The sequence below is a fragment of the Xanthomonas sp. LF06-19 genome, assembly GCF_034105425.1.
GTDB lineage: Bacteria > Pseudomonadota > Gammaproteobacteria > Xanthomonadales > Xanthomonadaceae > Xanthomonas_A > Xanthomonas_A sontii.
The window spans coordinates 161680-183274 of record NZ_JAXGGH010000008.1 but is presented as its reverse complement, the minus strand read 5'-3'; the positions used below and the strand labels follow the sequence as shown (position 1 = coordinate 183274).

Genomic DNA, 21595 nt, shown 5'->3' with positions numbered 1-21595 from the left:
AGTACCCAAGGCCATACGGAGGGCTTTTCTCGCCCCTCGATGCGCAATCGCAGACTGATGGAATAGCTGGAGTCCTTTTCGTCTTTGGCAGGCTGAGGCATCGCTCGACCATCTGCATGGCATTGGGTGTCCTGACCTTATTTCTAGTTTTAATGCGAAGCGACGGGATATTTAAAAATATTTGATTTCCATTCCTTTTTCACCACACGTTGCCCTGAGCCTCCAGGAACTGTGGATCTTCCCAATGCAACCCGAACCGTGCGTCGTACAGCCGCGGGTTGCACAGGCGCACGAACTGCTCGCCGTAGCGATCGGGCGCGACCGGGGCGATGGCATGCGCCTGCCACAGCGCTCGGTATGCCTGTTCGGGAACCTGTACCAGCCATGGTTGCAGGCGGCGGGCGGCGCCGGCCACGCCGACCTGATCGGCGTGTTCCAACTGGCGCAGCACCTCGGCGACCTCGGACACTTCTGCATCCGGGTCGGGAGCGTAGGGCGCGTAGGGCACGATCACCGGACGCATGGCGGTCTCGATCATCTTGAACTTCTGTGCCACTGTGTCGAAGGGCAGGTCGTCGATCAGGGCATCGCGCAACAGCGTCAGGATCGCCTTGTCGTCGAGACTGCCGTCGCCGAGGCGCCGGTACAGTCCCTGGAAGTAGGCGTGGATCGCGTCCAGCGCCAGCAGGTCGTCGCGATGGGTGCGCTCGACGTCGCGGAAGACCTCTGTGAACAGTTTCGTTTCCTGTGGCGGCGGCCAATCGACTGGCGCGAACACCAGGACCTCGCTGGCCTCCGCCGGGCGCCCGCCTTCGCGATTGCAGCGCCCGGCCGCTTGCGCCACCGAATCCAGTCCCGCTTCCGCACGCAGCACAGTGGGGAAATCGACGTCCACCCCAGCTTCGATCAAGCTGGTTGCGATCAGCCGGCATGGCCGGTCCGCTTTCAGATCGCCCCGCACTTGCGCCAACACAACGCTGCGATGCCGCACATGCATCAACGTGGTCAGGTGGCGAGCGCCCGGCTGGTCGACGATGGCGTCGAACAGCGCACGGGCGTGGCGGCGGTTGTTGACGATGCACAGTACTTGCTCGCGTTGCTGCAGCCGTTCGGCCAGCGCGGCATCGTCCAGCGTCCCGGCATGACGCACACGCACCCGGCGCAGTCGCGTGTAGAGCCTCTCCGGCGCATCCACCAGTTCCTGGACGTCTTCGAAGCCGCCGGGAAAACCCTGGTCCTGACGCAACGCCGGCTGGGTGGCGGTGCACAGCACCGGGCTGACCCGGTAGCTGCGGGCCAGTTCGTCCAGCAGTGCCACGCATGGGCGCAGCAGCTTCGGGGGCAACGTCTGGGCTTCGTCGAGGATCACCACGCTGCCGGCGATGTTGTGCAGCTTGCGGCAGCGCGAGGGTCGGTCGGCGAACAGGCTCTCGAAGAACTGCACCGAGGTGGTGACGACGATCGGCGCGTCCCAGTTTTCCATCGCCAGCTTGCGTTTCTCGATCGCCTGCGGCGCCTTGGTCGGATCGTCGAAGAACGCGCTGTGATGTTCCAGCACGACATCGTCGCTGCCCTGCGCGCCCAGCGCATCGCGGAACACCGCGGCGGTCTGATCGACGATGCTGGTGAAGGGGATCACGTAGATCACCCGGCGCAAGCCATGCGCGATGGCATGATCCAAGGCGAACGCCAGCGAGGCCAGGGTCTTGCCGCCGCCGGTCGGCACGGTGAGCGAGAACAGGCCGGTACGCCGGTGCGCCTTGGCCCGCACCTCGCGCAGGATCGCCGCGCGGACCGGGTTGATGCCGCCTTCGGTGGGAAAGCCGGCCAGGTGCCTGTCCAGCCGTTCGCGCAGTGCCTCCAGGGTCGGCCGCTCGCCGATGTCCTCTGCGCGCGTGCCGCGGCCCTCGATGCGCCGGTAGAACGCGTCGGTATCGACGAAATCGGCATCGACCAGGCAGGAAAAGATCATCCGTGCCAGCACCGTCATCTGGAATGCGCGGCGCTCGAGGCGGGGATGGATCTTGAGGCTTGTCGGCAACTCCAGCCTTGCCGGTAGCAGAACCTCTCGCTCCCAGTCCGCCAGCAACGGCGGCAACTCGCGCAGGAGATAGTCTTCCGACAAGCGTTCGTGCAACGAGGGGCGGGAGGACAGCTCGTCGCGGCGTCCGTCCGCCAGCCCCGTGTGATGCCCGGCGATGCCGTAGGCCAGCAGCCTGCCGGTCTGGCCATAGCGCTCGCAGGCGATGCGCGCGCCCCAGGTCGCATGATCCACCTTGGCCGGATCGCCCCGCAGGCGCGCTTGGAACTTGCGGGTGTACTTGCCCAGGTCGTGCAGTTGCCCGGCCACCCGCGCCATCACCTGTCCGCCGAACGCAGCGGCATGGTCCGCGGCGCGTTCGCCGACGCCATTCAGATGCTCGGCCAGCCCCTGCCAATCGCCACGATCCCGATGCTCGGTCGAGTGCGCGTAGAAGTCCACGATGTCCCCCTGCTTCCATTCCCTATGGAAAGCACGCCAGCGCTGCTGGCAGCCCGCAGAAAATGCGCCATCGGCGCGCGGAAGTCGTAGACAAATGGACGTGGCGGCATGGAGGCGGCGGTCGTCCGCAAGCGCCCGGGCTCAACGCGTTCCGGTCACCAGCGGCAGATTCGCGTCCAACAGTTCGATGAAGCTGCGCTTGCGGTGGTAGTGCTGGCGCAGATGGTCGCAGTAGGCGACGAAACCGGACGCGTCGCCCAGGCTGTGGCACAGTCGCTGTCGCATCTGCAGCAGATCGATCGCCGTCAGGTAGCCCTGGCGATTGGTCTGCGCGACGGCGGTCTCGATCAAGCTGTCGCAGAGGGTCAGGGCGATCGCGGGGTCGAGCGCCTCGGCCTGCGTCAGCAGGCTGTTGCGGGTCGCGAAGGTGAGGTCGTGCAGATGGTCGCGGGCCAGGTCCAGGGCGCGCGCCGCCTGCCCTTCGGCAAGCAGCAGGACGATGCGCAGGTCGCGCGCGCGGGCCGGGTTGCGGGAGGTGCCGCCCTCCAGCGCCTGCATGGCGCGTTCGCGCCACTGCTCCCAGCCGCCGAGCGCTTGCGCCGTGGCGCGCAGGGCCAGGTAGGTCTCCTCGAACGGCTGCAGGACGTAGGCGTTCCAGCGCAATTGCAGCGCGTCCTCGGCAAAGCCCTCGCGCATGTAGGCGTCGGCGAGCGCGGTGAGCAGCCGCGGTTCCTGCGGATGGGTCTTGACGCCGCGTTCGAGCCATTCGATGGACTGGCGTGCGCGGCCATGCTCGGTGCAGCGCCGCGCCATCTCCAGGTAGCTCCAACCGCTGTCGCAGCGTTGGGCGAACCAGTCCAGCATGCGTTGCACGTCGCCGCCGCAGTGCGCGATCTCTTCGAGCAGCGCTTCGGCGGCCAGGCGCTCGCCGTGGCCTTGCGCAGCGACGTCGTTCAGGGCGTGCAAGGTGCGATGTTCCAGAGTGGCGATGCCGGAAGGACCCAGCAACGCGGCGTAGTCGCGCAGCGGCGGCAGCAGGTTCCACTCGTCGCGCAGGCGCAGGTCGGACAGGCGCTTGGCCAGGTCGCGCGGGTTGGCGCTGCGCACGAACTGCGGATGCAGTTGCGCCAGCGCGCGCAGGCACTGACCGATATGGCCGCTGGAATCGTCGCAATCGGCGTAGATCGTCAGCAGGCGGTCGAAGGCGTACTCGTGCAGGTCGAGGGCGGCCGCCGGGTCGCGTTGCCGCCCCTGTTCGAGCAGGGCGTTGAGCGGGCGTAGGCGCTTTGCGTAGGCGATGCTGTCGCGGTGGTCCATGAAGCGCTTGCGTCCGAGCAGCGCCGATACCGCCTTGCGCCAGTCCTGCGGCGGCGCACTGGCCAGTTGTGCCTGGCTGAGCAAACGCTGGCGCAGCGCGGGGTCGTGCTCGGCGACCTCCAGCAGCAGCGCCTGCAGGGCTTGCGGTGTCTGTTCGGACAGCCATTGCCGCAGTCTTCGCCCGGGGTCTTCCGTCGGCGTTGTGCCCTTGCGCGGCGCGGCGTCGCGACCTGTCGTGCGCGCCCAGATCAGGGCAGTCGCCACCTGGTGCTTGCAGAACTCCTCCTGCATGCCGACCGGACAGTCGCATTCCCCGTCCAGGCCGCCGTCGCGCCAGTGCAGGCGCACGGTGTAGACCTCGCTGCCGGCGACCTCGGCCTCCACGGTGTGCGCGGTTGCGGCGAGCAGGGTCACGCGGTCGTCCTCGGCGTAGGCGAGGCCGCGTTCGTAATGGCGAGTCTCGGTGATCGTCAGCAGCATGCGCCGATCGATCTGTGCGGGCGAGAAGACGGTCATCGACGCATTTTAGAGCGCTGCGCCGGGCATCGCGCACCCGCGCTTTGCCCGCAGCCGGCAGACACGCGACAATGGACGGCCGATGTCCGGCGGTTGGCGGCATCGCGAAACTACAAGAAAACATACGCCGCCGTACTGTCGGTGCTGCCTATTTCCCCCTGCCAGAGGTCATCCGTCGCGTCATGTCGAATACGCCCAAGATCCTGTACACGCTCACCGATGAAGCCCCGTACCTGGCGACGCAGTCGCTGCTGCCGATCGTCGCCGCGTTCGCCGGCACTGCCGGCATCGCCGTGGAGACCCGCGACATTTCGCTGGCCGGCCGCCTGATCTCGCAATTCCCCGAATACCTGCGCGAGGACCAGCGCATCGCCGACGACCTGGCCGAGCTGGGCCAGCTGGCGACCACGCCGGAAGCCAACATCATCAAGCTGCCCAACATCAGCGCCTCGGTGCCGCAGCTCAAGGCCGCGATCAAGGAACTGCAGCAGCAGGGTTATGCGCTGCCGGACTACGTGGACGAGCCGAAGGACGAGAAAGAGAAAGAAGCAAAGGCGCGCTACGACAAGGTCAAGGGCAGTGCGGTCAATCCGGTGCTGCGCGAGGGCAATTCTGATCGCCGCGCGCCGGCCTCGGTGAAGCACTACGCGCGCAAGCACCCGCACCGCATGGGCGCGTGGAGCGCCGAGTCCAAGTCGCACGTGGCGCACATGGACGCCGGCGATTTCTACGGCAGCGAGCGTTCGGCGCTGATCGAACAGGCTGGCAGCATCAAGATTGAGCTGGTCGGCAAGGACGGCGCGGTGACCGTGCTGAAGGAAAAGACCGCGGTGCAGGCCGGCGAGCTGATCGACGCGGCGGTGATGAGCAAGCGTGCGCTGGCCGCCTTCGTGCAGGCGCAGATCGCCGATGCCAAGCAGCAGGGCGTGCTGTTCTCGCTGCACCTGAAGGCGACGATGATGAAGGTCTCCGACCCGATCATGTTCGGTGTGGTCGTCGAGGCGTTCTACCGCGACGTGCTGGACAAGCACGCCGCCACGCTCAAGCAGGTGGGCTTCGACGCCAACAACGGCATCGGCGACCTGTACGCGCGCATTGCCAGCCTGCCGGAGGCGCAGCGTGCGCCGATCGAGGCCGACCTGCAGGCGCTGTACGCGCAGCGTCCGGCGCTGGCGATGGTCAACTCCGACAAGGGCATCACCAACCTGCACGTGCCCAGCGACGTGATCGTCGATGCGTCGATGCCGGCGATGATCCGCGACTCCGGCAAGATGTGGAACGCCGAAGGCAAGCTGCAGGACACCAAGGCGGTGATCCCGGACCGCTGCTACGCCGGCGTGTACCAGGCGGTGATCGAGGACTGCAAGCTGCACGGCGCGTTCGACCCGGCCACCATGGGCAGCGTGCCCAACGTCGGCCTGATGGCGCAGAAGGCCGAGGAATACGGTTCGCACGACAAGACCTTCCAGATCCCGGTCGACGGCAGCGTGCGCGTCACCGATGCCGGCGGCACGGTGCTGCTGGAGCATGCGGTGGAAGCCGGCGACATCTGGCGCATGTGCCAGACCAAGGACGCGCCGATCCAGGACTGGGTCAAGCTGGCGGTCGAGCGCGCGCGCCTGAGCGCCACCCCGGCGGTGTTCTGGCTGGATCCGCAGCGCGCCCACGATGCGCTGATGATCCAGAAGGTGGAGCGCTACCTGCAGGATCACGACCTCAACGGCCTGGACATCCGCATCCTGCCGCCGGTGGAGGCCACCGCGTTCTCGCTGCAGCGCATCCGCAAGGGCGAGGACACCATCTCGGTCACCGGCAACGTGCTGCGCGACTACCTCACCGACCTGTTCCCGATCATGGAGCTGGGCACCAGCGCCAAGATGCTGTCGATCGTGCCGCTGATGGCCGGCGGCGGTCTGTTCGAGACCGGTGCCGGCGGTTCGGCGCCCAAGCACGTGCAGCAGTTCGTCGAAGAGAACTACCTGCGCTGGGATTCGCTGGGCGAGTTCCTGGCGCTGGCGGCGTCGCTGGAGCACCTGGGCCAGCGTCACCACAACGCCGCCATCGGCGTGCTGGCGCGCACCCTGGACCAGGCCAACGGCCAGTTCCTGGACAACGACAAGTCGCCCTCGCGCAAGGTCGGCGGCCTGGACAACCGCGGTAGCCACTTCTACCTCGCCATGTACTGGGCGCAGGCGCTGGCCGCACAGGACGAGGACGCCGCGCTGAAGGCCCGCTTCGCCCCGCTGGCCAAGCAGCTGACCGAGCAGGAAGCGACCATCGTCGCCGAGCTCAACGGCGTGCAGGGCCAGCCGGTCGACATCCAGGGCTATTACCGTCCGAACCTGGAGCTGATCGGCAAGGCGATGCGGCCGAGCAAGACCCTCAACGACGCCCTGGCGACGTTGAACGCCTGATCGCCCGAACTGGCTGTGACGCAAGGGCCGCCCCTCGGGGCGGCCCTTTGCGTTTCCGGCGCAGGAAGCGTCCGGTAGGAGCAGCTTCAGCCGCGACAGGGCGTTCCCGGTACGGCCGGTCGCGGCTGAAGCCGCTTCTACGGCCGACCTGCGTCCGGCTCGATCCTGGCGAAGCGGGCTGCTGGATGTGCGCACGAGGCGGCGCGTGGCAGGGTGCCCGACACCCGCGCGACGCCACCATCTGGGTACACTGCGGGCATGCCCTCCACGCCGCTGCCGCTGCCGTCCGAACGCCGTGCCCTGGTCATCGGCCGCATCGTCTTCGAGGCGTTCGAGGACTACCACGCGCGCTTCGCGCAGATCTCCTCGCGTGCGCGCCAGCGCTTCGAGGCGCGCGACTGGAGCGCCGCGCGCGAGGATGCGATCGAACGCATCGCCCTGTACGACCAGTGCATCGCCGAGTGCATGCTGCGCCTGCGCGCGGTGCTGCTCGGCCAGGCGCACGATCGCGCGCTGTGGATCCGTGCGCGCGACCACTACGCCGAACTGATCGCCGCGCTGATCGACCAGGAACTGTACAAGACCTTCTACAACACCCTGACCCGGCGCTTCTTCCGCACCCAGGGCGTGGACGCGCAGATCGAGTTCGTGGCGCTGGACATCGAGCCTACCGACGCCATCACCCACCCGGTGGCGCGGCACAACTACGTGGTGTCCGAGGCGCGGCCTGTGGACGCGTTCGTGCGCGTGCTCGGCGATTACCGCTTCGACGTGCCGTACGCGCACCGCACCCGCTGCGCGGCGGCCATCGCGGTGCGGCTGCAGGACGACCTCGCCCACTGGGGCGAGAACCCGGTGCGCGGCATCGAACTGCTGGAGACGGTGTTCTATCGCGAGCGCCGCGCCTACCTGATCGGCCGCGTGTTCGGCGAACACCGCTTCTCGCCGTGCGTCATCGCCCTGGTCAACGACGAACAGGGCCTGCGCGCCGAGGCGGTACTGACCAAGCGCAACGACGTGGCGCAGCTGTTCGGTATCTCGCGCAGCTATTTCCAGGCCGACCTGGCCACCGTCGGCGATGCGGTGGTGTTCCTGCGCAGCCTGCTGCCGCACAAGCCGATCGACGAGCTGTACACCATGCTCGGCCGCGCCAAGCAGGGCAAGACCGAGCGCTTCCGCACCTTCTTCCGCCACTTCCAGGCGCATCCCAACGAACAGCTGGTGCATGCCGAGGGCACGCCGGGCATGGTCATGGCGGTGTTCACCCTGCCCAGCTACCCGCTGGTGTTCAAGCTGATCCGCGACCGTTTCGCCTACCCGAAGACGATGAGCCGCGAGGAAGTGGAGGAGAAGTACGCGCTGGTGTTCAACCTCGATCGCGTCGGCCGCCTGCTCGACGCGCAGCCGTACCGCTCGCTGCGCTTCCCACGCACGCGTTTCGCGCCGGCGCTGCTGAAAGAGTTGATGGAGGGCTGCGCGCGCAGCCTGCGCGAGGATGGCGACGACCTGATCGTCGAGCTGTGCTACGTGCAGCGGCGCCTGCGCCCGTTGAACCTGTACCTGCGCGAGCAGGGCGCCGAGGCCGCGCGCGAGGCCGCGCTGGACTACGCGCAGGCGATCAAGGACATGGCCCGCAACAACATCTTCCCCGGCGACATGCTGCTGAAGAACTTCGGCGTGTCGCGGCAGGGACGCGCGGTGTTCTACGACTACGATGAACTGTGCCTGGTCACCGACTGCAACTTCCGCGACTGGCCGCAGCCGCGCAACGAGGAAGAGGCGATGTCCGCCGAACCCTGGTTCCACGTCGCCCCGCGCGACGTGTTCCCGGAGCGCTTCGCGATGTTCATGGGCCTGCCCGCGGCTTCGTTGGAGGCAGTGCGCCACGCACACGGCGAGCTGTTCGATCCGCAGTGGTGGCGCGACCTGCAGGCGCGCCTGCGCGAGGACGACTATCCGGACGCGCCGCCTTACCCGGACGCGCTGCGCCTGGCCTGAGTTGCCGGCGGGCCGCCAGTGCGTTGTAATCGGCGCCTCATCTCAGGCAAAGGAATGCGCGATGCACCGTCGATCTCTCCGTTCGTGGTGGCGCTGGAGCGCCGTGCTGTCGCTGCTGCTGGCATCGACTGCCGTTGCCGCCGACGGAGTCGGCCCGGGCGCGGTGCGCAAGCAGATCGAGAGCAGCATGCTGGTGAGCGGCACCATCGACATCGAACCCAGCGGCGCGGTGTCGGCGCTGGCGCTGGACCAGCAGGAGCGTCTGCCCGAGGGCGTGGTCGGCTTCGTCCGCAACAGCGTGATGCAGTGGAAGTTCGAGCCGGGCATGCGCGATGGCAAGCCGGTGCCGGCGCGCGCGCCGATGACCCTGCGCCTGGTTGCTAAACGCCTGCAAGGCGACGACTATCAGATCGAGATCCGCAGTGCCGACTTTACCCGCTACGATCCGAGCGATCACAGCGTGGTGACCGCGATTCAGATGAAGCCGCCGGCCTATCCGGAAGCCGCCTACAGCGTCGGTGCCGCGGGCTCGGCGTACCTGGTGCTCAAAGTGGGCCGCGATGGTCGCGTCGCCGACGCCGCAGTAGAGCAGGTCAACCTGCGCGTGGTGGCGTCCGAGCGGCAGATGCAGCAACTGCGCGACGTGCTGGGCAAGAGCGCGCTCGGCGCGGCGCGCAAGTGGACCTTCCGCCCGCCGAGCGAAGGCAAGCACGTGGATGCGCCGTACTGGAACGTGCGCGTGCCAGTCGATTACGCGCTGCTCGACCAGCCCCGCCAGGGTGCGCCGTCGGCTTATGGCCGCTGGATGAGCTACGTGCCTGGCCCGCGCCAGCGCGCGCCGTGGAGTGCCGAGGAGGATGCTGCCGGCTTCTCGCCGGACCTGTTGCCGGCTGGCGGCGTGTACATGGCCGACGGCGCCGGTCCGCGCCTGCTGACGCCGCTGCAGGGCGGTTGATCGGCGACGGTGTTCGCCCGGTCTTACAGGCCGGGCTGCCCCGCATAGACCACCCGCCAACGTTAGCGCGCCGCGCGGCGGTCGTCGTCGCGGCGCCGGGTCGAGACGACCAGCACCGCCAGCAATAACGCGGCCAGCAGCAGCGACGCGCCGACCGTACCCAGGTCCAGCCCGCCTTTGCCGGCCGGCTTGCTGAGCAGGTCGCCGAGGGTGGCGCCGAACGGACGGGTCAGCACGAACGCCGCCCAGAACAGCGCCGTGCGCGAGACCCGGGTGAACGCGTAGGCCAGCGCGATCGCCGCCAGCAGCGCCGCGATCAGCAGCGCGCCGCCGGCGAAGCCCAGCCCCGAACTATCGGCCAGGTAATCGCCCAGCGCGGTCCCCAGCGTGTTGGAGACCAGGATCGCCAGCCAGTAGAAGATCTCGGCGCGGCCGCTGCCGATCCGCTCGACCGACAGGCTGCGTTCGCACAGCCACCACGTCGCCAGTACCGCGACCAGCAGGCTCACCAGCAGCAGCGCGCCCTGCGCGTAGCCCAGGCCCAGGCTGCGGTCCATGTAGTCCGACAGCGTGGTGCCGGCGGTGCTGGTGGTCAGGATCACCCACCAGTAGCGCCACGGCTGGAACCGCTGCGCGCGCAGCTGCGCCCACAGCGAAACAATGAACACTGCCAGCAGCAGCACGCTGCTCAGCGCGTAGCCGACATCCAGGGTCATCGACAACAGATCGCCGCCGGTCTCGCCCAGGGTGGTGGCGCAGATCTTCATCACCCAGAAGCCGAGAGTGACCGGGGCGACCTTGCTGACGGCGGTCGTGGCAGTGGTGTGCATGGCGGCGGACGCGGCGGGGCGAATGCCGCCCATCTCACCCGCGCCCACGTCGAAAGACCGTCGGACCCTGTATCGGCACGTCACCGGGCATGACCGATGGCCACAAACGCGAACGCCCCGCCGAAGCGGGGCGTTGCGGTCGAAGCGGCGCTGGACTCAGCGCTTCATCGAACCGAAGAACTCGTCGTTGGACTTGGTGTTCTTCATCTTGTCCAGCAGGAATTCCATCGCCGCGATCTCGTCCATCGGATGCAGCAGCTTGCGCAGGATCCAGATCTTCTGCAGCAGTTCCGGCTCGATCAGCAGGTCCTCGCGGCGGGTGCCGGAGCGGTTGATGTCGATGGCCGGGTACACGCGCTTCTCGGCGATACGGCGGTTCAGGTGCACTTCGCTGTTGCCGGTGCCCTTGAACTCTTCGTAGATCACCTCGTCCATCTTGCTGCCGGTCTCGACCAGCGCGGTGGCGATGATGGTCAGCGAGCCGCCTTCCTCGACGTTGCGCGCCGCGCCGAAGAAGCGCTTCGGGCGGTGCAGGGCGTTGGCGTCGACGCCGCCGCTGAGCACCTTGCCGGAGGACGGCACCACGTTGTTGTAGGCGCGGGCCAGGCGGGTGATCGAGTCGAGCAGGATCACCACGTCCTTCTTGTGTTCGACCAGGCGCTTGGCGCGCTCGATCACCATTTCGGCGACCTGCACGTGGCGCGCGGCCGGCTCGTCGAAGGTCGAGGAGATGACCTCGCCGCGCACGGTGCGCTGCATTTCGGTCACTTCCTCCGGGCGCTCGTCGATCAGCAGCACGATCAGGTGCACGTCCGGGTGGTTGGTGGTGATCGCCGTGGCCACCTGCTGCATCAGCATGGTCTTGCCGGCCTTGGGCGGGGACACGATCAGCGCGCGCTGACCCTTGCCCTGCGGCGCCATCAGGTCGAGGATGCGGCCGGAGATGTCTTCCGAGGAACCGTTGCCGCGCTCCAGGGTGAAGCGCTTGCGCGGGAACAGCGCGGTCAGGTTCTCGAACAGGACCTTGTTCTTGCTCGCTTCCAGCGGCTCGCCGTTGATGGTGTCGACGATCGACAGCGCGAAGTAGCGCTCGCCGTCCTTCGGGAAGCGGATGCGGCCGGACAGGTGGTCGCCGGTGCGCAGGTTGAAGCGGCGGATCTGGCTGGGCGAGATGTAGGTGTCGTCCGGGCCAGCGAGGTAGCTGGCCTCGGCCGCGCGCAGGAAGCCGAAGCCGTCCGGCAGGATTTCCAGCACGCCGTCGGCGGCGACACCTTCGCCGTGGCGGGTCAGCACCTTCAGCAGGGCGAAGATCACGTCCTGCTTGCGCGCGCGGGCCACGCCGTCCTGGATGTTGAGCTGCTCGGCGATGTCCAGCAGCTTCTGCGCCGGCATCTTCTTCAGGTCGCTCAGCGAGTAGATCGGGAAGCCTTCCGGCACGCTCGCGTGCGGACGCGGCACGAACGGCTCGTTGCCGCCGTTGTCGCTGGGCAGGCCGTTGTCCTGGAAGCGGTCGCCGCCGCGCTGGTTGCGGTCGCGGTCGCGGCGATTGCGGAAGCGATCGCGGCGGTTGCCCTGCTGGTTGTTCTGGTTCTGATTGTTGAAGCGGTTGTTGTTGCCGCCGTCGCGCGGCTCACGGCCTTCGCGCGGCTCGCCGCCTTCGGACGCCTGGCCGCCGCCCTGCTGGGCCGGCGCGTCGCCGCCGCCGTGGCTCTGGCCGCCGCTTGAGGCCGGGGCCGGAGCCGACTCCGTGGCCGCGGCGCGCGGCGCCTCGGTCTGGACGGGCGCAGGCGCGGGCGCGGGATTCAGCGGCAGGGTCGGCTGTGCCGGCGCGCCGTGCTCGGCGGCGCCTTCCGCGCCGCTCGCGGCCTTGCTGACGCGCGGCTTGCGCACGCGCTTCTCGGCGGGGGCGTCGGCGCTCCCGGGTTCGGACATGGTGTGATCGGACAAGTGGTGTTCCTCGCTAAGAGTGCGAGCGCCCAGCGTGGGGGCATACGGGGTTGGGAGGAGGTCTGGGAGAGAATCTTCCAGAGGGGGTGCGGTGTGCGAATGCCACCGGATGTATCGACACTATCACCGCCACGCAGGCACGGCAAGCAGGCGTTCGTGGGCGATTCAGCCGCCGGCGATGCTGCGCCGGCCGGGCTGCCGCGGCGCCGCTCCGGTTGCGGAGCGGTGCCGGCAGCGGGCGTCAGGCGGCGCTGCCGCCCAGGGTCTTGTCGATCATCTGGGTCAGCTGACCCTTGCCGACCGCGCCGATCTGGGTGGCCTGGATCTGGCCGTTCTTGAACAGCAGCAGCATCGGGATCGAGCGCACGTGGTACTTGATCGCGGTGGCGCGGTTCTCGTCCACGTTGACCTTGGCGACCTTGAGGCGGCCGTCGTAGGCATCGGCGAGGTCGTCCAGCACCGGCGCGATCATCTTGCACGGGCCGCACCACTCGGCCCAGAAGTCCACCAGGACCGGCTCGTCGGACTGCAGCACCGTGGTATCGAAATCGGCGTCGCCGACGTAAAGGACCTTGTCGCTCACTTTGGGGGTTCTCCTGGGCCAATGCGACTGGCCGGACCGGGTGGCCGCCGCATTGCGGTAAACTGGGGCATTGCGCGGCGATCTCAAGGGATTCCCCCTGTCGCGCGACCCGGCATGGAAGACGCCAGTGTGCGACGCTGCCGGGACCGATGCAAGCCGCGACCTTACGCTTCGGGCGGGGTGGCCTCACGAAGATGGAATGATGAGCGACAAACCGCTGACCGATGTGACTTTTTCCGCGTTCGAACTGCAGCCCGCGCTGCTCGCAGGCCTCGAAAGCGCCGGCTTCACCCGCTGCACCCCGATCCAGGCGCTGACCCTGCCGGTGGCCCTTCCCGGCCGCGACGTGGCCGGCCAGGCCCAGACCGGTACCGGCAAGACCCTGGCGTTCCTGGTGGCGGTGATGAACCGCCTGCTCAGCCGCCCGGCGCTGGCCGACCGCAAGCCGGAGGATCCGCGCGCGCTGATCCTGGCCCCGACCCGCGAGCTGGCCATCCAGATCCACAAGGACGCGGTCAAGTTCGGCTCCGAACTGGGCCTGCGCTTCGCCCTGGTCTACGGCGGCGTGGACTACGACAAGCAGCGCGAACTGCTGCAGCAGGGCGTGGACGTGATCATCGCCACCCCCGGCCGCCTGATCGACTACGTCAAGCAGCACAAGGTGGTGTCGCTGCACGCCTGCGAGATCTGCGTGCTCGACGAAGCCGATCGCATGTTCGACCTGGGCTTCATCAAGGACATCCGCTTCCTGCTGCGGCGCATGCCCGAGCGCGGCACCCGCCAGACCCTGCTGTTCTCTGCCACCCTCAGCCACCGCGTGCTGGAGTTGGCCTACGAGCACATGAACGAGCCGGAAAAGCTCGTCGTCGAGACCGAGAGCATCACCGCCGCGCGCGTGCGCCAGCGCATCTACTTCCCCTCCGACGAGGAGAAGCTGACCCTGCTGCTGGGTCTGCTGTCGCGCAGCGAGGGCGCGCGCACCATGGTGTTCGTCAACACCAAGGCGTTCGTCGAGCGCGTGGCGCGCGCGCTGGAGCGCAACGGCTACCGGGTCGGCGTGCTGTCCGGCGACGTGCCGCAGAAGAAGCGCGAGACCCTGCTCAACCGCTTCCAGAAGGGCCAGCTGGAGATCCTGGTGGCCACCGACGTGGCCGCGCGCGGCCTGCACATCGACGGGGTCAAGTACGTCTACAACTACGACCTGCCGTTCGACGCCGAGGACTACGTGCACCGCATCGGTCGTACCGCGCGGCTGGGCGAGGAGGGCGACGCGATCAGCTTCGCCTGCGAGCGCTACGCGATGAGCCTGCCGGACATCGAGGCCTACATCGAGCAGAAGATCCCGGTCGAGCCGGTCACCGCCGAGCTGCTGGTGGCGCTGCCGCGCACCCCGCGCGCGCCGGTGGAGGGCGAGGCCACCGAGGCCGATGGCGAGGAGAGCATCGGCGAGATCTTCCGCGAGGCCCGCGCCCAGCGCGAGGCCGACGAGCAGCGTCGTGGCGGCGGTCGCGGCAAGCCCGGCGGCGGTCGCAGCGGCCCGGGCGGCCGTGGCGAATCGTCGCGCAGCGCCGACGGCAAGCCGCGGCGTCCGCGCACGCCGCGTCCGGCCGATGCCACGGCCGCTGCGGCCGACGGCACTGCGCCGGTTGCCGCCGCGCCGGCGCCCGCGCCCAAGCCGCCGCGCGCTGCGCCGGCCGAGGGCGCAGCGCCCGCGGTCGAAGGCGAGCGTCCGCCGCGCAAGCGCCGTCGCCGTCGCGGCGGGCGTCCGCTGGAAGGCGCCGAGGGCGCACAGGCCGGCAACGGCAGCGCCGCTCCGGCGACCGCGGCCCCGGCCAAGCCGGTGCAGGTCGTGGCCACCCCGGTCAAGGCCGCGCGCCAGGCCGAGCGTGGTGCGGCGGCGAAGAACGATTCGTTCCTGACCCGCCTGGGGCGCAAGCTGCGCTCGCTGGTGTCCAGCTCCTGAGCCGGACCGGCCGTCCGCCGCGTGCGACGCGCGCGGTGGACGAACACCCCAGCCGCTCCGGCATAATCGCCGGATGAGCGTTCTGCGGTTCGACAATGTCAGCAAACAGTACGCCGGCGGCCACGCGGCGCTGGTGGACGTCAGCTTCGAGGTCGAGGAGGGCGAGATGCTGTTCGTCACCGGCCATTCCGGTGCCGGCAAGAGCACCTTGCTCAAGCTGATCCACCTGAGCGAGCGGCCCTCGCGCGGCGCCGTGCTGTTCGGCGAGCGCAACCTGCTGAAGGTACGCGGCCGCCGCGTGCCGCTGCACCGGCGCGAGGTCGGCGCGGTCTACCAGGACCACCGCTTGCTCACCGACCGCAGCATCGCCGAGAACGTCGCGCTGCCACTGATCCTGCGCGGCACCCGTCGCGCCGAGATCGGCAAGCGCGTGCGCTCGGTGCTCGAGCGCATGGGCCTGGGCCATCGCGAGAAGGCGCTGCCCTCGCAGCTGTCGGCCGGCGAGCAGCAGCGCGTCGGCATCGCCCGGGCGATGGTCGGCGAACCGCGGCTGCTGGTCGCCGACGAACCCACCGGCAATCTCGACCCGACCCTGGCCGCGGAGATCATGCAGCTGTTCGCCGAACTGCCGGCGCGTGGCACCAGCGTGCTGGTGGTCAGCCACGACCTGGCCCTGCTCAAGCAGATGCGCAAGCGCGTGCTGATCCTGGACCACGGCCGCCTGGTCGACGACATCTCGCCGCAGGACTTGGCCGAATGAGCGCGCGCAACGCCGGCGCCGCGGCGCCCTCGCGGCTGGGCGTGTGGTGGGACCACCACCTGCACAGCATCGTCTACAGCCTCGGCCGCGCCATGCGCAAGCCGTGGGCCACGCTGCTGACCATGGCGGTGATGGCGCTGGCGCTGACCCTGCCGCTGGGCCTGTCGATCGCCCTGGACAACCTCAAGCAGTTCGCCGGCAGCGTGCAGCAGTCGCGCGACATCAACGTGTTCCTGAAGACCGACGTCGACGCCGCCGCGGCGCAGGCGCTGGCGCAGACCCTGCGCGGCCGCGCCGACGTGGCCGCGGTAACGCTGCGCACCCCCGCCGAAGGCATGGCCGAGCTGCGCGACAGCGCCGGCCTGGGCGAGGCGCTGGACGCGCTGCAGGACAACCCGCTGCCGACGCTGCTGATCGTCACCCCGGCCGCGGCCGACGACACCCCGCTGGCGACCGCGCTGACCGCGCTGCCGCAGGCCGACCTGGTCCAGCACGACGCGCTGTGGCGCAAGCGCCTGGACGGCTGGCTGCATTTCGGCGAACGCCTGGTGCAGGTGCTGTCGCTGCTGCTCGGCGCCGGTGCGGTGCTGGTGGTCGGCAACACCGTGCGCCTGGACATCCAGTCGCGGCGCGAGGAGATCGGCGTGCTGCAGTTGCTCGGCGCCAGCGACGGCTTCATCCGCCGCCCGTTCCTGTACCTGGGCGCCTGGTACGGTTTCGGCGCCGGAGTGCTGGCGCTGGGCCTGCTCGCGGCCTCCGGCATGGCCCTGGGCCAGCCGCTGGCGGCGCTGGCCGACAGCTACGGCAGCCACTTCGTGCTGCACGGGCTGGACGCGCTGCACGCCGGCTTCGTGCTGCTCGGCACCCTGCTGCTGGGCTGGCTCGGCGCCTGGCTGGTGACCGGCCACTTCCTGCGCCAGACGCGGCCCACCGACACCTGAGGCGCACATGGCCGGGCACGAGCTCAAGCATCTGATCAGCGCCGCCCCCCGGGTGATGGTGGTCGATGGCTCGAAGCTGGTGCGCAAGCTGATCGCCGACGTGCTGCACCGCGAACTGCCCGACGTGACCGTGGTCGGCTGCGCCAGCATCGCCGAGGCGCGCGCCGCGCTGGAGGCCGGTCCGGTCGATCTGGTCACCACCTCGCTGGGGCTGCCCGACGGCGACGGCCTGACCCTGGCGCGCAGCGTGCGCGAGGCCGCCGGCCAGGCCTACGTGCCGGTGATCGTGGTCTCCGGCGACGCCCAGCAGCACCTGGTCGAGCGCCGCTTCACCGAGTACGTCACCGACTACTTCGACAAGGCGCTCGGCCACGAGGCGCTGGCCACCTTCATTCGCGGCTACGTGCAGCCGCAGCCGGTGGCCGGCGCCACCGTCCTCTACGTCGAGGACAGCCGGGTGGTGGCCGAAGCCACCAAGCGCATGCTCGAGCGCCAGCAGCTGCACGTGGTGCACGTGCTCAGCGCCGAAGACGCCTTCGCCCTGCTGACCGCCGAGTCGCTGGGCCGCACCACCCGCCGCATCGACCTGGTGCTGACCGACGTCACCTTGAAAGGCGAGCTCAACGGCCGCGACGTGGTCCAGCGCATCCGCGTCGACTTCGCCTACGGCAAGCGGCGCATGCCGGTGCTGGTGATGACCGGCGACAGCAACCCGCACACCCAGTCCGAGCTGCTGCGCGCCGGTGCCAACGACCTGGTGCAGAAACCGATCGAAGAGCGCCTGCTGGTCACCAAGGTGCTGTTCCAGTTGCGCCTGGCGCGGCTCGACGAGATCGCGGTGACCTTCTGACCGATGTGATGTCCCGAGCCTGGAAGCGATGAGCAACAACGAAGACGAAAGCCGGATCCAGCTGGAGCCGTCATGGAAGGCGCAGGTCGGCGACTGGCTGCTGCGTCCGGAGATGCGCGAGTTGGCCACCTTCCTGCGCCAGCGCAAGGCCGCCGGTGCGCGGGTGTTCCCGCCGGGGCGGCAGATATTCGCCGCCTTCGACGCCACCCCGTTCGAAAAGGTGGAGGTGGTGATCCTCGGCCAGGATCCGTACCACGGCTACGGCCAGGCGCACGGGCTGTGCTTCTCGGTGCTGCCGGGGGTGCCGGTGCCGCCGTCGCTGCTGAACATCTACAAGGAGATCGAGGACGACCTGGGCATCCGCCGGCCGGACCACGGCTGCCTGCTGCCGTGGGCGCAGCGCGGCGTGCTGCTGCTCAACGCGGTGCTGACGGTGGAAGAAGGCCGCGCCGGCGCGCACCAGGGCAAGGGCTGGGAGGGCTTCACCGACCACATCGTGGAGACCCTCAACCGCGAGCGCGAGGGTCTGGTGTTCCTGCTCTGGGGCAGCTATGCCCAGGCCAAGGGCAAGGTCATCGACACCCGCCGCCACCGTGTGCTCAAGGCCCCGCACCCCTCGCCGCTGTCGGCGCACCGCGGCTTCCTCGGCTGCAAGCATTTCTCCGCGGCCAATGAGTACTTGAAGCGCCGGGGTGCCGCCCCCATCGACTGGAGTCTGCCGCCGCGCGCAGAGCTGGAAGCGGTGCTGGGCGGCGCCTGAACCGCGGTTGGACGGGGCGACGCTGTCGCCTGACGTGGACGCCATTTTCGCGAACCGGCTGCTACTTTTGCGGTCAGAGAACGGGATGACGATGCGTCCCGATTGTTTCAGTGGCTTGTGATGCAGTGTCATTCCTGATTCATATGTTGCATAAACAGAACACAGGAACTTTTTACTGTACCCAGCAGTCCAATTAGTAGACTGCTAAGATGAGCCCTATGAGCCAGACGCTTACTTCCAACGCATTGGTTGCCAACAACCTCCCGATCCCCAGTCCGCTCGGTTCGCTGGATGCCTACATCGGCGCCGTGCATCAGATCCCGGTGCTGACGTCCGACGAGGAACGTGCACTGGCGGTGCGATATCGCGACCAGGAAGACCTGGACGCGGCCCGCGAACTGGTCCATTCCCACCTGCGCTTCGTGGTGCACGTGGCCCGCGGCTACAACGGCTACGGCCTGCCGCTGGGCGACCTGGTCCAGGAAGGCAACATCGGCCTGATGAAGGCGGTCAAGCGCTTCGACCCGGACATGGGCGTGCGCCTGGTCAGCTTCGCGGTGCACTGGATCCGTGCCGAAATGCACGAGTACATCCTGAAGAACTGGCGCATCGTCAAGGTCGCCACGACCAAGGCGCAGCGCAAGCTGTTCTTCAACCTGCGCAAGTCCAAGACCCGCCTGGGCTGGATGAACGCGGCCGAGGTCACCGCCGTGGCCAAGGACCTCAACGTGTCCGAGCGCGAGGTGCTGGAGATGGAGTCGCGCCTGTCCGGTCGCGACATCGGTTTCGATGCGCCGTCCGACGAGGACGACGACCACGCGCCGCCGTCGCCGGCCGCGTATCTGATGGCCAACGAGGAAGATCCCTCGCAGGCCTACGAACGCGCCGACAGCGAGGACAACCAGCTGCAGCTGCTGCGCGAAGGCCTGGCGGAACTGGATGCGCGTTCGCGCGACATCATCAAGCGCCGCTGGCTGGATGCCGACAGCAAGATCACCCTGCAGGAACTGGCCGACGAGTACGGCGTGTCGGCCGAGCGCATCCGCCAGATCGAGGCGAACGCGCTGAAGAAGATGAAGGCGCTGTTCGTCGCCTGAGTTGCCTGCGGCGAGCGATTGCAACGCGCGAGAAGGCCCGGCATTGCCGGGCCTTTTTTCTTGTCCTGGGCTGCCCGCGGATTGGCGACTGCCGGCTGCGGAAGTCCATCCGCACGCCGCTGGATCACGACTCCGGCGGACGCGCCACCGGCAGGTGCCAGCCGTAGCGGATCGCCATGAAGCGCAGGCCGAAGCACAGCACCGCACCCACCCCCAGGCCCCAGGGCTGCGGCAGGTGCAGCACCTGCGCCGCGGCCACCACGCCGCCGCCGAGCAGCGCCGCCACCGCGTACAGCTCGGCCTGCAGTACCACCGGCGTGCGCGCCACCAGCAGGTCGCGGACGATGCCGCCGCCGATGCCGCTGAGCATGCCCAGCAGCGGCGCGCTGAGCGGGCCCAGGCCGAACGCCAACGCCTTGCTGGTGCCGTAGACCGCGAACAGCGCCAGGCCCATCGCGTCGAAGATCTGCACCGGATTGCGCAGGCGCTCGACCGTGTGGTGGCTGTAGAAAGCCAGCAGCCCGGCCAGGCAGGCGACGCCGAGATAGCGCACGTCGGCCAACGCCGCCGGTGGGGTGGCGCCGATCAGCACGTCGCGGGCGATGCCGCCGGAGACCGCGGCCGCGCACGACAGCACCAGCACCCCGAACAGGTCCAGGCGGTGGCGCACGCCGACGGTGGCGCCGCTGATCGCGAACACGAAGGTGCCCAGCAGGTCGAGCAGGAACAGGAAGGTGGCCAAAACGGCACTGCGCTGCAGCAAAAAGGCCGGCTAGGATCGCAGCCCGGCCTTGCAGTGTCACCTGTCCACGGGCGGTGCGGGCTGCGCCTGCGTGTCCTCCGCCGCGGGCGGGTCGCCGAGGATGATGCGCGCGGCGCGCTGGTAGCTCCAGTACGCCCAGGCCCAGTTGAGCAGCACCACCACGCGGTTGCGGAAGCCGATCAGGAAGAACACGTGCGCGGCCAGCCAGAACCACCAGGCCAGCACCCCGGAGAGCTGCAGCCGGCCCAGGTGCACGATCGCGGCCATGCGCCCGATGGTGGCCAGGTTGCCGTAGTCGGCATAGCGGAACGGCACGCTGGCGGTGTCGCCGCGCAGCCGCCGGCGCAGGGTGTCGGCGACGTGCCGGCCCATCTGCTTGGCGGCCGGTGCCACCCCGGGAACCGGGCGGCCGTCGGCCTGCTGCAGCGCGGCCAGGTCGCCGGCCACGAACAGTTCCGGATGGCCGGGCACGCTCAGGTCCGGCTGCACCTGCACGCGGCCGCTGCGGTCCAGCGGCGCCTGCAGGGTCTTCGCTAGCGGCGAGGCGGCCACGCCGGCGGCCCAGACCACGGTCCGCGCCGGCACGAAGGCGTCGCCAAGGCGATAACCATGGGCGTCGATGTCGGCGACCGGCACCCCGGTCAGTACTTCCACGCCGAGTTTCTCCAGCTGTTTCTGCGCCTTGGCCGAAAGGTGTTCGGGGAACGAGGACAGCACCCGCGGGCCGGCCTCGATCAGCCGCACGCGCGCCTCGGCCGGGTCGATGTGGCGGAACTCATGCTTGAGCGTGTGCCGCGCGATCTCGGCCAGGGTGCCGGCCAGCTCGACCCCGGTGGGGCCGCCGCCGACGATGGCGAAGCTGAGCCAGGCCGCGCGTGCGGCCGGGTCGGTTTCCGCCTCGGCACGCTCGAACGCCAGCAGCAGGTGCCGGCGCAGTTGCAGCGCGTCGTCCAGGGTCTTCAGGCCCGGCGCATGCGCCGCCCAGTCGTCGTGGCCGAAATAGGCATGGGTGGCGCCGGTGGCGACCAGCAGATAGTCGTAGTCCAGCGCCTGGCCGTCGGCCAAGCGCACCTGCCGCGCCTGCTTGTCGATGTCGACGACCTCGCCCAGGCGCACTTCGACGTTGTCCTGGTGGCGCAGGATCTGCCGCAGCGGCGCGGCAATGTCCGGCGCCGACAAGCCGGCGGTGGCGACCTGGTACAGCAGCGGCTGGAACAGGTGATGGTTGCGGCGGTCGATCAGGGTGATGCGCAGCGGCGTCCTGGCCAGGGCGCGGGTGGCCCACAAGCCGGCGAAGCCACCGCCGACCACGATCAGGTGCGGCATGGGTGTGTCGTTCATGCAGGACTCCAGGAGCGGGAGAAAGAGGAGAGCGTCCGGTATCGGCGCGGCGGTCGCCTCGCAGTCGCGCGCGCACCG

The 21595-nt window shown here is 69.0% G+C and carries 16 protein-coding genes; 9 read left to right on the top strand and 7 right to left on the bottom strand.

Annotated elements, in window-relative coordinates:
* Positions 1-199: 199 nt before the first annotated feature.
* Positions 200-2482 (bottom strand): CRISPR-associated endonuclease Cas3'', encoded by a 2283-nt coding sequence (locus tag SLW55_RS16485; protein ID WP_320745412.1) that lies wholly within the window; start codon positions 2480-2482, stop codon positions 200-202.
* A gap of 141 nt (positions 2483-2623) precedes the next feature.
* Positions 2624-4315 carry a hypothetical protein gene (locus SLW55_RS16480; protein WP_267100657.1) on the bottom strand — a complete coding sequence of 564 codons (1692 nt, stop codon included), beginning with the start codon at positions 4313-4315 and terminating at the stop codon, positions 2624-2626.
* 182 nt (positions 4316-4497) lie between these two features.
* Here SLW55_RS16480 and SLW55_RS16475 point away from each other — a divergent pair, with 182 nt between their 5' ends.
* The 3 genes from SLW55_RS16475 (at position 4498) to SLW55_RS16465 (ending at position 9682) form a co-directional block, all read left to right on the top strand.
* Entirely contained in the window at positions 4498-6729 is a 2232-nt protein-coding gene (locus tag SLW55_RS16475) for an NADP-dependent isocitrate dehydrogenase (protein WP_267092872.1), read from the top strand.
* A 258-nt stretch (positions 6730-6987) separates the two neighbouring features.
* On the top strand, positions 6988-8727 hold the full coding sequence (gene aceK / locus SLW55_RS16470; protein WP_148828665.1) for a bifunctional isocitrate dehydrogenase kinase/phosphatase: 1740 nt from the start codon (positions 6988-6990) through the stop codon (positions 8725-8727).
* 61 nt (positions 8728-8788) lie between these two features.
* The gene (locus SLW55_RS16465) at positions 8789-9682 is read left to right on the top strand and encodes an energy transducer TonB (protein ID WP_320740170.1); all 894 of its coding nucleotides are present in this window, start codon (positions 8789-8791) and stop codon (positions 9680-9682) included.
* A 62-nt stretch (positions 9683-9744) separates the two neighbouring features.
* On the opposite strand, the gene SLW55_RS16460 is transcribed toward SLW55_RS16465, so the two are convergent.
* The 3 genes from SLW55_RS16460 to trxA form a co-directional block, all read right to left on the bottom strand.
* Positions 9745-10545: a hypothetical protein gene (locus SLW55_RS16460; RefSeq protein ID WP_320745411.1), complete on the bottom strand. Its 801-nt coding sequence runs from the start codon at positions 10543-10545 to the stop codon at positions 9745-9747.
* Positions 10546-10668: 123 nt separating this feature from the next.
* Positions 10669-12459 (bottom strand): transcription termination factor Rho, encoded by a 1791-nt coding sequence (gene rho, locus SLW55_RS16455; protein ID WP_295932531.1) that lies wholly within the window; start codon positions 12457-12459, stop codon positions 10669-10671.
* 241 nt (positions 12460-12700) lie between these two features.
* A complete protein-coding gene (gene trxA, locus SLW55_RS16450; RefSeq protein WP_295932534.1) occupies positions 12701-13042 on the bottom strand; it encodes a thioredoxin TrxA in 342 nt (113 codons plus the stop codon).
* A 202-nt stretch (positions 13043-13244) separates the two neighbouring features.
* On the opposite strand from trxA, the gene rhlB reads away from it, so the two are divergent.
* The 6 genes from rhlB to rpoH all read left to right on the top strand — a co-directional run bounded on the left by rhlB (position 13245) and on the right by rpoH (position 19413).
* Positions 13245-15005 (top strand): ATP-dependent RNA helicase RhlB, encoded by a 1761-nt coding sequence (rhlB, locus tag SLW55_RS16445; RefSeq protein WP_295959260.1) that lies wholly within the window; start codon positions 13245-13247, stop codon positions 15003-15005.
* 73 nt (positions 15006-15078) lie between these two features.
* The gene (ftsE, locus tag SLW55_RS16440) at positions 15079-15765 is read left to right on the top strand and encodes a cell division ATP-binding protein FtsE (protein ID WP_043094534.1); all 687 of its coding nucleotides are present in this window, start codon (positions 15079-15081) and stop codon (positions 15763-15765) included.
* Positions 15762-16706, top strand: coding sequence for a permease-like cell division protein FtsX (gene ftsX, locus SLW55_RS16435; protein ID WP_010343178.1), 945 nt, complete (start codon positions 15762-15764; stop codon positions 16704-16706). The genes ftsE and ftsX overlap by 4 nt, the downstream gene beginning before the upstream one ends.
* A gap of 7 nt (positions 16707-16713) precedes the next feature.
* Positions 16714-17556: a response regulator gene (locus SLW55_RS16430; RefSeq protein WP_017909425.1), complete on the top strand. Its 843-nt coding sequence runs from the start codon at positions 16714-16716 to the stop codon at positions 17554-17556.
* Positions 17557-17584: 28 nt separating this feature from the next.
* Entirely contained in the window at positions 17585-18316 is a 732-nt protein-coding gene (gene ung / locus SLW55_RS16425; RefSeq protein ID WP_267100256.1) for a uracil-DNA glycosylase, read from the top strand.
* A 218-nt stretch (positions 18317-18534) separates the two neighbouring features.
* Positions 18535-19413 carry an RNA polymerase sigma factor RpoH gene (gene rpoH / locus SLW55_RS16420; RefSeq protein ID WP_026143641.1) on the top strand — a complete coding sequence of 293 codons (879 nt, stop codon included), beginning with the start codon at positions 18535-18537 and terminating at the stop codon, positions 19411-19413.
* Positions 19414-19537: 124 nt separating this feature from the next.
* Here rpoH and SLW55_RS16415 read toward each other — a convergent pair whose 3' ends face one another.
* A complete protein-coding gene (locus SLW55_RS16415; protein ID WP_026143642.1) occupies positions 19538-20155 on the bottom strand; it encodes a trimeric intracellular cation channel family protein in 618 nt (205 codons plus the stop codon).
* Positions 20156-20212: 57 nt separating this feature from the next.
* Positions 20213-21517, bottom strand: coding sequence for an NAD(P)/FAD-dependent oxidoreductase (locus SLW55_RS16410; protein WP_320745409.1), 1305 nt, complete (start codon positions 21515-21517; stop codon positions 20213-20215).
* Positions 21518-21595 lie beyond the last annotated feature (78 nt).